Consider the following 13324-nt stretch of genomic DNA (forward strand, 5'->3'; position numbering starts at 1 on the left):
AAATTTGAATGGTCAGCTTTAAAAAACAAAAAAATAATCATGATAAGACAGGGGGGCCTAGTCTACCTCATGATTATTTGTATAAGCAAGTATTTTCAGTTGATCATTTTCAAGACCGATCTCAAATGTATAAGAGACGGTTTTCGGCTCTTGGTCAGTGCGATGTTCTTCGACTAACACATCAAATACCCACTGGTCGTCTTCAACATTCGCTTGTTGTTGTTCTATAAGATTGATCGATTTTAAAGCGATATAGTGCTCTCTAAAAGCGGTATAGTCACGTTCGCGTTGGTAGGCACTGCCTAATAAAGCATAAGCGTTGATGTAGTCATGAATAGCTAAGCTATCAATAAAATATTGGACGAGATAATAACTATCCTCTTTATAATTTTCAATTGAGGATGCTTGATTATGAATCGTTGCTGGAAAGGTCAGTTCATCGTTAGTCGTATTGGCTGACCAATCGGCTATATCATCCATGACATCTTTTATTGGAATGCTAAAGCCGATATCAGTATCGCTAATACCGGCAGAATTAATCCCAATGACGTTACCGGTTGTTTGGTCAATGAGTGGCCCGCCGCTATTACCATGGGTAATATTTGAAGAGATTTGGTAGACCTCATCGTATGAATACCCATCGATATCAAAGCTTCGATTGGTACCTGAAATAATCCCGACAGAAACGGAATTTTGATAACCGAGTGGACTGCCGAGCGCAAGAATATCGGTTCCAATATCGACAGATTGCGTTGTATCAATGGTCATCGGCCGCTGATTAATTAACTGCGGGACACGGATAACCGCAATATCTTTTTCTTTACTCATCCCGACAATCGCAGCGCGGTATGTTTCTGTCGTGGATAATGTGACTTCAACAACAGAGGCCCCTTCGATCACATGGGCATTTGTAATGATATCCCCCTGATTGTTATAAAGAAAACCTGACCCAACTCTGTTTGATACAGGTGTTTCTACAGAGATTTTAACGACATTCTTTTGCGCTTCATGTATGATTTGTTGCAATGTTTGTGTACGGTTGTTTGTTGGTTCAAATACAACGACAGGATCTGTGCCGATGGGTGAGTCAAAGGTTTGTTGGTACGTTCGGTATAACAAGACACTGCCACCTAAGAGAATAAAGATGGTTAAGAGAAGAGAGAAATGTTTTCGAATAACAGTCATGACGGCTCCTCCTCATTTAATAACCATGAAATACTGGCGATTTTCACATCGGTCGCTTCATCGTTAAATTGTTTATCTAAGAAAATATAATCTAACTGTCCCTCATCAAAAGGATAGAGGACATCTGGGTACACGAAAGTCGTACGAGTATCAATCACGTCGTTATCGTGATTAAGTAGTTCAAATGTGACTTCGATATGATAAATAGGGACAGTGGCTTCACTTTTAACCGTCCCTTTTACTTTTAGTTGACCAGACGTTGTTTCTGATAGTGCTACATCCGAGATATTGACAGCCTTTGATTCGTTGAAAGCAACTTCTTCTTCGTATGATTGGTAAGCTTTTTCCATGCGTTCTTCCAGTGCTGTGACAAATTGATTTTGTGCTAAGTTGATGGTTTCTTTCAAACTTAATAGACGTTGATCGTCTGGAAGATAATACAGACCGTTTTCGACTAATTCCGTCGCATCCGAAAATTTATTGTCAGCTAAATAACTATTAGCTAAACTGGCGATTGACGAAGAAAGTCGTTCGCGCAGTTGTTGCTTTAATAACAACGCATCGGTAGAATGAATCGCCTCAATTTCCCATACGAGGGCTTGTAAATCCTGGATAGATAAATCATTTGACAGTCGTGTATCTATTTGTTCCAGTTGAAGCTGTTCTTGCATGTGTTTGATGTTCATAACAAGGCGATCAATCGCTTCACCTTTATAGTCATCTAAAGAGATTTGTAAGTTATGCAGCTGTTCAAGCTGTGCTTGATAAGATAAGCTGTCATCAAGATGAATGTTCTCCAGATATAATGTGAGTAGTTTATTTAAATCCTCAGCCGCTTGAAACGTAGGGTAAACGGTTAAGGCTTTTTCCGTTAAAGTTAAACTTTCTTCATAGTCATCTTCATAAAACGCATCTGCCGCTTCTTCGAAAAGATCGGTTGCCTGATGACTTCTTTGCTGGTGAAGCCAGTGAATGCCACTGAAAATCAGTCCTATAAGCATGAGCGCTAAGGTAGGGAACAACCAAGTCTTGATAGAAAAACGGTTTGACTGAAAGCGCGACTGACGGTCTGCAGGTAACTTCGTACCACACGAGACACAAAATATTTCGTCATCATGCACTTTGGCTCCACATTTAGGGCAATAACCCATCTCATCACCACTTTCCTTAATAAATAACTTGCCACTCATCAAATGGATACATAATCATTTCAGCTCGACCGATAATTTCCTGTTTTAGAATCAGCCCGAGGGAGTTACGACTATCTCTGCTGTTGCGTCGATTATCACCCATCACGTAATAGTAATCAGCTGGAATATAGGTCGGTTTAATATTATGTGTCCAATAACTTCTTTCATTAGTAATAAAGGTTTGACGATAAGGAATTTCGTCTATATATAACTGTTGGTCTTGATAGCTTAAAGTTTCGGTAGGTAGACCAATGATGCGTTTAATATAGGTTTGCTCATCGCGCTTAATAACAACAACATCCCCACGATGGGGTGAATCGAACAAATAACTTAAGCGGTTGTAGATAATGGTTTGCTGATTATTAACGGTAGGTGCCATACTGTGGCCATCGACAATCGCGGTTCTAAAGATGAATAAATGAATAAATAAAACGATAAAAAAGAACGTCAAAACGCTCAACACAATCCGTTGTTTTTTTGTAAAGTGAGGTTTTGTCATGCTAAAAGTCCCTTTCCTGCCTTCGTTGACACATTTTTTGTATCTTTTTAATCATACCATAAAAAAAACGGGTTGAATATGTCACCATTGTTAATTATGTGCTAAAATAAACGGATAAATCACACAAAAAGTAACGGATAGAGAAAAATAGAGAACTCATTAAAGAAAAGGGGAAGCCATATGTGCCTTGAAAAATTGTTAAAACAAATCACTGAAACACGTGAACACATGATGCTTGTCGCAAATGAAAAAGGGATGAATCATCATGAAGCCATCAAAATCAGTATGGAGCTTGATCTTTTACTTAACGATTATCAAAAAAAATTAAATAAACGCATATAAAACACGCTGCACATGGAATGCTCACTGTGCAGCGTGTTTTTTAGGGGTTAGGTGATAAATAACGTTCGAGACGATCGAGTCCTTCTTTTAAAGTATCTAGACTATAAGCATAAGATAGCCGTAGGTAACCTTCACCAAAACGTCCAAAACTGGAGCCTGGTACAAATGCAACGTGTGCTTGTTCTACTAAATCAAGCGCCAGATCGAAGGATGGACGTGGGTCATTTATTTTAAACATAAAATAAAAGGCGCCACCTGGCTTTACAACGTCAATTCCCATGGCTTGAAGACGATGATAGACATAATTACGTCTGTCTAAATAAGCCTCGCACATTTTGTTAGGCGCATCCTTTGCCTCCGTTACAGCGTTAAGAGCGGCATATTGACTAGTAGAGGTTGCGCACGAGACATTATACTGCAATACTTTCGTAAATTGATCCATTAAGTGAAGCGGACCAAATAAGAACCCAATTCGAAAACCTGTCATCGCATGGGATTTCGATAGACCGTTAATGACGATTAACCGTTCGGCTAACTCTTCGAAAACAGCCATGGAGACATGGGGGGCATCAAAAGAAATGGTGCTGTATATTTCGTCAGTAATTAAATAAAGGTCGTGTTTTACTACGACATCTTTTATCGCGGCTAACTCATCTTTAGTTAAGGTCACACCGGTTGGATTCGACGGATACGGTAAGATGACAACCTTTGTTTTGTCGGTAATCGCCTGTTCCAATGCGTCAGCCGTTAACTTAAAGGCTGTAGGGGTAGTATCAATAGCTACAACCTTTGCATGTTGAAGGGTAATCAACGGTTCATAACCCGGATAAATCGGGGAGGGCAAAATCACTTCATCTCCAGGAACTAACAAAGTTCTTAGCGCGATATCAATCGCTTGTGAGGCACCAACAGTCACAAGTACTTGATTCGCACACCAATGTGTCCCGTATAGATCATTTATGTACTGACTCACTTTGTCGCGCAATTCATATAATCCTTGATTTTGCGTATACGTTGTCTTATTGGCGTCAAGTGCGTCTTTAGCGGCTTGTTTTACTGATTCGGGTGTGGAGAAGTCAGGTTGTCCTATAGTCAGTGATAAAATATCTTCTTTATCTTGTACAAGGTTAAAAAATTTCCGAATTCCGGATAACTCAATGGCTTCAACAGCTGAGTTAATAGGTTTAGGCATAAGACATCGACCTTTCTTGTTGTTAATAAGCATAATAGACATTACTCTAGTAAATCATTAGCGTTTATCTTGTTTATGGTAGGCATAATTCCACCGCCCAAGTAAGGAAGGCATATACGTTGATTTTTTCTTGGAGGGTTGGGTAGGTTCTGTGATGCCTAAGTATGTGTTGAGTATACGCTTGGCCTGCTTTAAAGACATCCTTACTTGTGGATTACGATAATTTTGATCTAACTCACCGAGGTGCTCGAACGTTTTAAAATCTTGTTTGGTAGGTGGAATATGGAAGAAATATTGTCCTACTTTCACAAGTAATGTGGAGTGTTGGCAGGAGAGTTTAGGACGTTTTGAATATTGAAGACCCATTTTCTTAGCTTGATTTGTTTTTAGTAATTGATCAATCGCTTGTTTTTTTAACGTGTATAGCCCCTTTGGATCAATGGCAGTTTTGGCATGACGATTTATGACAAAAAGTGCTTGAGCAACGTCATTGACTGATGGTTTCATATAAGTCAGACCCCCTTAAAATAATATGACTGTCTATTTAAACATGCTTGATGTTTATTTTACCATGAAATAGTAGGAAAAACTATGATTTGTTTGATTCTTTTGTCAATTAAGCGGCCTAGATTTTTGTCGCATGAAACGTTAAAATCACGGGTGACTTTATTTCTTATTTCACGCGTCTTATGATACACTTAGAGATGTGAGTGATTAGCGATTCAAAGGAGTTGTCAGCCATGAGCTTAGTTAAATCTTTACCTTTACTACAGTTAACAGCGGAATCTTTAATGGTATCATCAGAAAAAGTAGCCCATGTTCAAATCAATAATCCACTGGAGCATGCCTTACTTATTTTGGTTAGATCTGGTTATTCATCTGTGCCAGTGTTGGATATGCATTATCAGTTTCACGGAATTATCAGCAAAAATGTCATATTAAATGAGATTTTAGGTATTGAACGGTTTGAGATGGAACGATTATCAGAGGTGACCGTTAATGAAGTGATGGATACGGATATTCCAACGGTTTTACCTTCAGAACATTTCTTGCGTTGTTTGAAACATTTGATTGATCATCCTTATATCGCTGTTGTGAATAAACAAGGAGACTTTGACGGTATCCTAACGAGACGTGCGGTACTAAAAGAAATGAATAAATATATACACATCAATAAGGCGTTGTTTAAAGATGTGTGAGTTTTCAAAAAATAGACTTGTCAAACCAAATCGTTTTTTGGTAAAGTAACACTAGTGAATCTAGAGGGGGAAAAAGTATGAACAAAATGAATGCAGAAGATATTATTACATTTATTTCAGAAAGTAAAAAAGCGACACCGGTAAAGGTATATGTAAAAGGTGACGCATTAGATACGATCACATTTTCTGAAGGGGTGCAGGCGTTTGTTGAATCAAAAACAGGCGTGTTGTTCGGAGAATGGGATCTTGTTAAAAAAGACTTAGAGTCAAATGAAAAATCAATCAGTGATTATGTTGTTGAAAATGATCGTCGCCATTCAGCGATTCCAATGGTCGATTTCAAGCAATTCAATGCCCGTATTGAACCAGGTGCCATCATTCGTGATCAAGTCGACATTGGTGATGGGGCGGTTATTATGATGGGGGCCGTTATTAATATTGGTTCTGTGATTGGTGAAGGTACGATGATTGATATGAACGCGACACTTGGTGGTCGTGCAACTGTCGGGAAAAATTGCCACGTTGGTGCAGGTGCTGTATTAGCGGGAGTTATTGAGCCGCCATCAGCGGAACCTGTTGTCGTTGAAGATGGGGTTGTGATCGGTGCCAATGCGGTTGTTTTAGAAGGCGTGAGGATTGGTGAAGGTGCTGTTGTTGCGGCAGGTGCGATTGTGACAAAAGACGTGCCAGCTAACACCGTTGTTGGTGGGACGCCTGCACGTGTCTTAAAAGAAATCGATGATAAGACGAAAGTGAAAACAGAAATTATGCAAGCATTGCGTAAATTAAACGACTAATAGTGAAATGATGACGGAGACTAAAAGCGGGAGGCGACTCCTGCTTTTTTCTGTTACATGTCCCAAGAGACAGCTGAAGAGTTAAAAAGAGCACGACGTGATCGTAAGGAGGAGAAGACATTGGATTTACATAACGTACGGCAACACTTGCATCAAATACCAGAACAAGGATTTAAGGAAGTGAAAACACAACAATTTCTGCTTAACTACATTGACACAATCAAAGATGACCGCGTCGATATAATTAAATGGAAAACAGGTCTGTTTGTGAAAGTATCTGGCACGAATTCTAAAAAAACAATGGCCTACCGCGCGGATATGGACGGTTTGCCGATTGATGAACAGACAGGGCTACCTTATCAATCAACGCATCCAGGTTTCATGCACGCCTGTGGTCACGATTTTCATATGACGATTGCTTTAGGGGTGTTAGAAAAAATAATGGATGAGCCTTTACAAGATGATGTTGTGTTTATTTTTCAGCCAGCAGAAGAAGGACCAGGCGGCGCTCAACCAATCCTTTCGACATCGGACTTTCAATCTCTTAAGGTTGATGAAATTTTTAGTTTGCATATCGCACCAGAGCTGCCTGTTGGGACGGTATCTACTAAACCAGGCTTATTATTTGCGAATACGAGTGAACTGTTCATTGTTTTTAAAGGAAAGGGTGGGCATGCGGCCTATCCACATTTAACGCATGATATGGCTGTAGCAGCAAGTACGTTTCTTGTATCGGTTCAACAAATTGTGTCAAGGCGAACCAATCCCATAGAAGGGGCAGTGCTCACAGTTGGGAAAATGACAGCGGGTACGGTTCAAAATATTATCGCTGAAACCGCGCGATTAGAAGGTACGATTCGAACGACCGATCCAAATACCATTCAAACGATTAAAACAGAAATCGAAGCGTTTGCCCGCGCCTTTGAAATCAGTCACCACTGTGACATTGACATTGATTATGGTTCAAATTATTACGGGGTATATAACGATGAACGATTTGTTGAACGGTTTAAAGAAACGGTACAATCCAGTGGTTTGACGTACGTCGAAGCACAAGAGGCAATGACCGGCGAAGACTTTGGTTATTTCCTTAAAGACATACCTGGGTTTATGTTTTGGTTAGGGGTTGATTCAGCTTTTGGACTCCATCATGCGAAATTAAATCCGGATGAGCGGGCATTACAAGTAGGTGTTGATTTAGTGCACAGAACACTACGCGATTTAACGATGAAATAGGACAGTCCTCGTGACAGTAGGTAATGAAGATCAGAAAGATTAAAAGGATGAGCAACGGCTCATCCTTTTAAATATGAGTATTTACCTTTACCTACTCTTTTTGCTTTAACTTTCAAATCACTTGTAGCGGTTAACGCTAACTTAAGCCTCTTCTTTTACGATATGCGTGACTTGTTGAGGGAAAGGGATTTCAATCCCGTTTTGGTCAAAAGCTTCTTTGATAGCTTTACGCATATCGCGCTCACATTGCCACTGTTCCATATTTTGTGTTTGGCCGATAATCCGTAAAACCACATCAGAGCTTCCTAATGATTGAACCCCGATGACTTGTGGGCCATCGACAAAACGTTCATCCGTGCTAAATGCCTCACAAACGTGTTGTAACACTTGCATCGCGTGATCAATATTATCATTATAACTGATGCCAATATCGACAAGTGCGCGCATCGTACCTCGAGAGTGATTACTGATTCCTTCAAGGTGGCGATTCGGAATAAAGTTAAGTGTACCATCAAAACTTCTAATTTGGGTTGTGCGTAAACCAAGCTCTTCAACAATCCCGTCATAACCAGCCGTTGTGACATATTCTCCTACTTCAATTTGTTTTTCTAACAGAATAAAGAATCCTGTGACTACGTCACTGACGAGGCCTTGGGCACCGAAACCTATCGCTAAACCGACGACACCGGCACTAGCAATTAATGGGCCGATTTCTAGTTCGAACACACCAAAAATCATCGTAATGAAAATGAAAATCAGTATGTAAGAATAGATATTGATTAATAATTTCTCTAGTGTTAAAACTCTTGCTTCGGATATCTTTTTCTTATTAGTAGATGAGTGGAGGATTTTTGAGATGATTTTCCTTCCGATTGGGTTAATAATCGCATACGCAATGAATAGGAGGATGAGCTTGAGCCCGATCCCAAGTGCAACTTCTGTAATACCTTCAAGATTAAATGACATAGACGTTCTCCTTTTCGTTAAGTTTCTCTGAAGATATACCCGATTTTAACCGGCGATAAACATAACATTTTGAAGAAGAATGTCTATTGAATGAAAAATAATGTCTGATTCCTATGACTGATTTTTTAGATTTTTACAAAAAGTAAGGCAAACTACTAGTAATTTATTTCGATACCCGATATATTAGTAAAAGACAAATTGTGAAGAGGAGGGAATTCATATGGATATTTTTAAGAAATTAAAAGCATTTTATTGGCCTTATAAACGATACTTTTTACTGTCACTTGTTTTTGTTTTGATTGTGACAGCGATTACAGTTATTTATCCAGTGGTGCTTCAAATTACCATCGATGATGTTATTTTAGCTGGAGATTATGATCTCATACCTGTCTTATCGATTGGTTTTCTTGTGTTAATGATGGTAAAAGGCGTGGCTAATTTTACCCAGCAGTATTTAGGAGATTTATTTGGTGTGACTTCAGTGTATCACTTACGGGATGCCTTATACCGGAAATTACAACGTTTATCATTTACATACTATGATAACGCACGGACAGGGGACTTAATGTCGCGTTTAACGATGGATGTTGAAGGGTTTAAGTTTTTCTTAGCCGCAGGCTTTAAGGAACTAATTCGCGTCATATTTTTAATGGTGACAAGTTTAGTCGTCATGTTTTATTACTCTGTACCGTTGGCACTGGTGACGATGGCTGTGATGCCATTTCTTATCATTGTCGTAAGGAAATTCGATTCAGAGGTTCACCCGGCTTTTCGATCGATTCGTAAGTCGCTCGGTAACTTGAATACACGTATTCAAGAGAATGTCAGTGGGATGAATACGATCAAATCGTTATCTAAAGAAGATTTTGAAATTGACCGTTTTACGACTGACAACAAAAAGTATCAGGAAGTCAACATTACGACAGCCTCAATCTGGGCGAAGTACTTCCCGTTCATGGAGTTTATCGGTAATTTAGCGATGATTTCTTTACTTATTTTTGGTGGTTGGCTCGTGATGAATGACCAACTTTCTCTTGGTGAGCTCGTTGCTTTCTTTAGTTTAGTCAACTATATTATTGGCCCGCTGATGCACCTTGGTTTTATTGTGAACCAGTTTTCACAAGCAAAAGCTGCGGGTGAGCGTCTATTAGATATTTTAGAAGCAGATGAATCGATTACATCAAAAGATTCAGCTTTAGCGGATGTGCACATAAAAGGGGATGTTGTATTCGATCATGTAACGTTAAAATATACCGAAGATGATGATGCGGCATTAAAAGATATTTCTTTTCATGTTCCGCAAGGAAAAGTAATTGGTTTAATTGGTTCAACCGGAGCGGGAAAATCAAGTATTACGCAGCTGATGACTCGATTTTACGAACCGGTTGAGGGGCATGTGTATATTGATGGAAAAGATGTGTCGGATTATGATTTAAAAGCATTAAGACGTCACATCGGCTTTGTCTTACAAGAGCCGTTCTTATTTTCAACAACGATTAAAGAAAACATTGCTTACGGTAATCCGGATGTTTCGATGGAAGAAATTATCGCAGCCGCCAAACGCGCGCAAGCACATGAATTTATTATGGATATGCCAAAAGGGTATGACACGATGCTAGGCGAGCGAGGAATGGGCTTAAGTGGTGGGCAGCGTCAACGGATTTCGATTGCGCGAGCGTTACTCATTAATCCAAGCATCTTAGTGTTAGACGATGCCACCTCTGCTGTTGATATGGAAACGGAGTTTCAAATTCAACGTGCTTTAAAAGAAGTCATGCAAGGTCGAACAACGTTTATTATTGCCCACCGTATTTCTTCATTAAAGCATGCGGATGAAATTCTCGTTTTAGAAGATGGCGAGATTGTTGAACGTGGCGTCCATGATATGTTGCTAAACAATGGCGGACCGTATCAACGCATCTACGATATTCAGTACCAAGATAAAAAACAAATCATGGGTGAACTATAGGAAGAAAGGAGTGACACATGATGGCGAAACTAAAGAAAATTTCAGCAGACAGTGCCTATAACAAACGATTCTTTTATCCACAAGAAGCAGCGGTAGAAAAACCGTTTAACTGGCAACAGATGGCTCGTCTTTTACACTATTTAAAACCTTATATGAAAACACTTGTCCCGATGGCAATGGTTGCGATGCTTGTCAATATGATTGTGAGGTTAACCGTCCCGATCCTTATTGGTGATTACGTTGTTGACAAAGCTATTGCGAATCGTGATACAAGTTTACTGACGTATTTAATCATCGGTATTGCCGTATTATATTTAGCGAATTACTTGGCGAACCGCTACCGGATTAAAATTGTTAACACACTTGGACAGAAAACCATTTACGATTTAAGAAAAGAATTGTTTTCACACGTGCAACGTTTATCGCATAACTTTTTTGATAATCGTTCAGCCGGTTCAATCCTTGTGCGGATTTTAAATGATGTCAACTCACTTCAAGAACTCTTTACCAATGGTATTATCAACTTGTTGATGGACGTGATGATGCTCGTCGGCATCGTGGCAATTTTATTCTTTTTAAGTCCGCAACTGGCGTTAGCAGTCCTAGTGATTTTACCGATCATGTTTTATATTTCAACGAAACTACGTCGTAATATACGACGCAGTTGGCAAGATGTAAGATTACAGAAATCACGTCTGAATTCACACTTGAACGAAAGTATTCAAGGGATTCGTATCACGCAGTCCTTTATTCAAGAAGAAGAGAATACGCAATACTTTAACGGTGTTAATGCGAATAACTTTGAAAAAGAACGTCTGGCAATGAAAAAGAGTGCCTATTTTGGTCCATTTGTAGAAATGAGCAATGCGGTTGGAACGGTTATATTAATCGCTTATGGCTCCCATCTTATTATCAATGAAACGATTTCGGTCGGTGTGTTTGTATCATTTGCCTTTTATCTCGGTATGTTTTGGGAACCTATTTCTCGGTTAGGACAAATTTATAATCAATTATTAGTTGCCATGGCGTCGTCTGAACGTATTTTTGAATTCCTAGATGAGCAGCCTAATGTTGATGAAAAACATGATGCGAAACCATTTACTGATATGACGGGTCATATTACCTTTGATCATGTTCGGTTCTCTTATGATGATGAACGGATTGCATTACATGATATTTCGCTTGATATTAAGCCGGGGACAACAGTCGCACTCGTCGGGCATACGGGCTCAGGTAAATCTACCATCGCCAACCTTATTAGTCGTTTCTATGACCCGACTGAAGGACGGGTCATGATTGATGGTCATGATTTACGTGATATGAAGGTGCAAAGTTTACGGTCGCATATTAGTGTCGTGTTACAAGATACCTTTATTTTCTCCGGTTCAATTATGGAGAATATTCGCTTTGGGCGTCCAGAAGCAACAGATGAAGAGGTTATGGACTCAGCTAAAATTGTTGGGGCACATGATTTTATTCTGCGACTTGCCAACGGCTATCACACAGAAGTAGAAGAGCGAGGGAATATATTATCAGCAGGTGAGCGTCAACTATTGTCATTCGCACGCGCCTTGCTAGCAAATCCGAAGATTTTAATCTTAGATGAGGCAACAGCAAGTATTGATACTGAAGCAGAAATGAAGATTCAAGAAGCGCTAAGGAAATTATTAAAAGGCCGAACAGCGATTATGATCGCCCATCGCTTATCAACGATTCGAGAAGCCGATAATATTATCGTACTTGAGCACGGTAAGATTTTAGAACAAGGTAATCACGATGCATTAATCCAACACGAAGGCGAGTATTATCATCTCGTGAAGTCTCAATTTGAAATGTTAGACGAACTATAGTTTATGAGAACCTAAAGGCAGAGAATGACAGCCTTTGGGTTCTTTTTAAAAGAAATCGGATCAATTATTATTGTCATTTTTCTAGAGTATGCTAGACTGGATATTGGATAGTGTAGAGGAGGTTGGTTTATATGAAACGAGAATTTGCCGTTATAGGCTTAGGACGTTTTGGAGGAAGTATTTGTCGTGAACTAAGTAAAGAGGGTATGGATGTTCTGGCGATTGACTCAACAGAAGCGAAAGTAAATGAATACCGTAACATTGCATCCCATGCCGTTATCGCTGATGCAACGGATGAAAAAGTGTTGAAGGAATTAGGGATTAGGAATATAGATCATGTCATTGTAGCGATTGGTGAAGATATTCAAGCGAGTATTTTAACGACGCTCATGTTAAAAGAGTTAGGAATTAAAAAGATTACCGTTAAAGCTCAAAATGATTATCATGAAAAAGTACTCACGAAAATTGGTGCTGATCAAGTCATTCACCCTGAGCGAGACATGGGTAAGAAGATCGCCCATTCGATTATTTCTAGTAACATTTTGGATCACCTAGAATTATCAGATGATCATAGTATTGTTGAGATTAAAGCAGGCAAGAAAATTATTGGAAGAACCCTTGTTGATTTAGATATTCGAGCGAATTATGGTTGTAACGTTGTCGCAATTAAGTCAACAAATTCCAATGATATTAATGTCTCACCGATGGCCACCGAACAAATTAAAGAAGGCGATACACTCGTCATCATTGGGGCAGATAAAGATATTTCTCGCTTTGAAAAACAACTCGTAATTGAAGATTAAAATAAGCGTCTTGGTGTCTTATGCATCAAGATGTTTATTTTTGTTTCATTTTTTGATAGTGACGATGACTCATACAAATTAAAAAACAAAGAACAA

Annotated in this window: 13 protein-coding genes; 7 read left to right on the forward strand and 6 right to left on the reverse strand. The window is 39.2% G+C overall.

Annotation, left to right across the window (positions count from 1 at the left end):
• Nucleotides 1-57: 57 nt before the first annotated feature.
• From BM390_RS05140 to lepB, 3 genes are read right to left on the reverse strand one after another with little or no spacing between them, the layout of a single operon-like run.
• Nucleotides 58-1185, reverse strand: coding sequence for a S1C family serine protease (locus BM390_RS05140; RefSeq protein WP_089853156.1), 1128 nt, complete (start codon nt 1183-1185; stop codon nt 58-60).
• Nucleotides 1182-2375 carry a zinc ribbon domain-containing protein gene (locus tag BM390_RS05145; protein WP_089853159.1) on the reverse strand — a complete coding sequence of 398 codons (1194 nt, stop codon included), beginning with the start codon at nt 2373-2375 and terminating at the stop codon, nt 1182-1184. Before BM390_RS05145 ends, BM390_RS05140 begins: the two co-directional genes overlap by 4 nt.
• Nucleotides 2353-2874, reverse strand: a complete 522-nt coding sequence (gene lepB, locus BM390_RS05150; protein ID WP_062322112.1) for a signal peptidase I — start codon at nt 2872-2874, stop codon at nt 2353-2355. The genes BM390_RS05145 and lepB overlap by 23 nt, the downstream gene beginning before the upstream one ends.
• Before the next feature lie 180 nt (nt 2875-3054).
• On the opposite strand from lepB, the gene BM390_RS05155 reads away from it, so the two are divergent.
• Nucleotides 3055-3216: an aspartyl-phosphate phosphatase Spo0E family protein gene (locus BM390_RS05155; protein ID WP_082394518.1), complete on the forward strand. Its 162-nt coding sequence runs from the start codon at nt 3055-3057 to the stop codon at nt 3214-3216.
• 40 nt (nt 3217-3256) lie between these two features.
• Here the strand turns inward: BM390_RS05155 and BM390_RS05160 are convergent, their stop codons facing one another.
• Nucleotides 3257-4408 (reverse strand): aminotransferase class I/II-fold pyridoxal phosphate-dependent enzyme, encoded by a 1152-nt coding sequence (locus BM390_RS05160; RefSeq protein WP_062322940.1) that lies wholly within the window; start codon nt 4406-4408, stop codon nt 3257-3259.
• A gap of 57 nt (nt 4409-4465) precedes the next feature.
• Nucleotides 4466-4915 (reverse strand): YkyB family protein, encoded by a 450-nt coding sequence (locus tag BM390_RS05165; RefSeq protein WP_062322942.1) that lies wholly within the window; start codon nt 4913-4915, stop codon nt 4466-4468.
• Between the two features lie 233 nt (nt 4916-5148).
• On the opposite strand from BM390_RS05165, the gene cbpB reads away from it, so the two are divergent.
• The 3 genes from cbpB to BM390_RS05180 all read left to right on the forward strand — a co-directional run bounded on the left by cbpB (nt 5149) and on the right by BM390_RS05180 (nt 7640).
• Nucleotides 5149-5607 carry a cyclic-di-AMP-binding protein CbpB gene (gene cbpB, locus BM390_RS05170; RefSeq protein WP_062322944.1) on the forward strand — a complete coding sequence of 153 codons (459 nt, stop codon included), beginning with the start codon at nt 5149-5151 and terminating at the stop codon, nt 5605-5607.
• Between the two features lie 77 nt (nt 5608-5684).
• The gene (dapD, locus tag BM390_RS05175; RefSeq protein ID WP_062322946.1) at nt 5685-6404 is read left to right on the forward strand and encodes a 2,3,4,5-tetrahydropyridine-2,6-dicarboxylate N-acetyltransferase; all 720 of its coding nucleotides are present in this window, start codon (nt 5685-5687) and stop codon (nt 6402-6404) included.
• 120 nt (nt 6405-6524) lie between these two features.
• The gene (locus BM390_RS05180; protein WP_256212397.1) at nt 6525-7640 is read left to right on the forward strand and encodes an N-acetyldiaminopimelate deacetylase; all 1116 of its coding nucleotides are present in this window, start codon (nt 6525-6527) and stop codon (nt 7638-7640) included.
• A gap of 141 nt (nt 7641-7781) precedes the next feature.
• Here BM390_RS05180 and BM390_RS05185 read toward each other — a convergent pair whose 3' ends face one another.
• On the reverse strand, nt 7782-8606 hold the full coding sequence (locus BM390_RS05185) for a mechanosensitive ion channel family protein (protein WP_089853166.1): 825 nt from the start codon (nt 8604-8606) through the stop codon (nt 7782-7784).
• 220 nt (nt 8607-8826) lie between these two features.
• Here BM390_RS05185 and BM390_RS05190 point away from each other — a divergent pair, with 220 nt between their 5' ends.
• From BM390_RS05190 to BM390_RS05200, 3 genes are all read left to right on the forward strand, one after another.
• Nucleotides 8827-10575, forward strand: coding sequence for an ABC transporter ATP-binding protein (locus BM390_RS05190; RefSeq protein WP_062322949.1), 1749 nt, complete (start codon nt 8827-8829; stop codon nt 10573-10575).
• Between the two features lie 20 nt (nt 10576-10595).
• On the forward strand, nt 10596-12425 hold the full coding sequence (locus tag BM390_RS05195; RefSeq protein WP_089853168.1) for an ABC transporter ATP-binding protein: 1830 nt from the start codon (nt 10596-10598) through the stop codon (nt 12423-12425).
• Nucleotides 12426-12556: 131 nt separating this feature from the next.
• Nucleotides 12557-13228, forward strand: coding sequence for a potassium channel family protein (locus tag BM390_RS05200; RefSeq protein WP_062322951.1), 672 nt, complete (start codon nt 12557-12559; stop codon nt 13226-13228).
• Nucleotides 13229-13324 lie beyond the last annotated feature (96 nt).

The sequence above is a fragment of the Halolactibacillus miurensis genome (assembly GCF_900116255.1).
Classification (GTDB): domain Bacteria; phylum Bacillota; class Bacilli; order Bacillales; family Amphibacillaceae; genus Halolactibacillus; species Halolactibacillus miurensis.

Excerpts from the sequence above, each read along its gene's own strand:
- BM390_RS05140 (WP_089853156.1), bottom strand. The coding sequence starts at position 1,185 with ATGACTGTTATTCGAAAACATTTCTCTCTTCTCTTAACCATCTTTATT.
- BM390_RS05145 (WP_089853159.1), bottom strand. The coding sequence starts at position 2,375 with ATGAGTGGCAAGTTATTTATTAAGGAAAGTGGTGATGAGATGGGTTAT.
- lepB (WP_062322112.1), bottom strand. The coding sequence starts at position 2,874 with ATGACAAAACCTCACTTTACAAAAAAACAACGGATTGTGTTGAGCGTT.
- BM390_RS05155 (WP_082394518.1), top strand. The coding sequence starts at position 3,055 with ATGTGCCTTGAAAAATTGTTAAAACAAATCACTGAAACACGTGAACAC.
- BM390_RS05160 (WP_062322940.1), bottom strand. The coding sequence starts at position 4,408 with ATGCCTAAACCTATTAACTCAGCTGTTGAAGCCATTGAGTTATCCGGA.
- BM390_RS05165 (WP_062322942.1), bottom strand. The coding sequence starts at position 4,915 with ATGAAACCATCAGTCAATGACGTTGCTCAAGCACTTTTTGTCATAAAT.
- cbpB (WP_062322944.1), top strand. The coding sequence starts at position 5,149 with ATGAGCTTAGTTAAATCTTTACCTTTACTACAGTTAACAGCGGAATCT.
- dapD (WP_062322946.1), top strand. The coding sequence starts at position 5,685 with ATGAACAAAATGAATGCAGAAGATATTATTACATTTATTTCAGAAAGT.
- BM390_RS05185 (WP_089853166.1), bottom strand. The coding sequence starts at position 8,606 with ATGTCATTTAATCTTGAAGGTATTACAGAAGTTGCACTTGGGATCGGG.
- BM390_RS05190 (WP_062322949.1), top strand. The coding sequence starts at position 8,827 with ATGGATATTTTTAAGAAATTAAAAGCATTTTATTGGCCTTATAAACGA.
- BM390_RS05195 (WP_089853168.1), top strand. The coding sequence starts at position 10,596 with ATGGCGAAACTAAAGAAAATTTCAGCAGACAGTGCCTATAACAAACGA.
- BM390_RS05200 (WP_062322951.1), top strand. The coding sequence starts at position 12,557 with ATGAAACGAGAATTTGCCGTTATAGGCTTAGGACGTTTTGGAGGAAGT.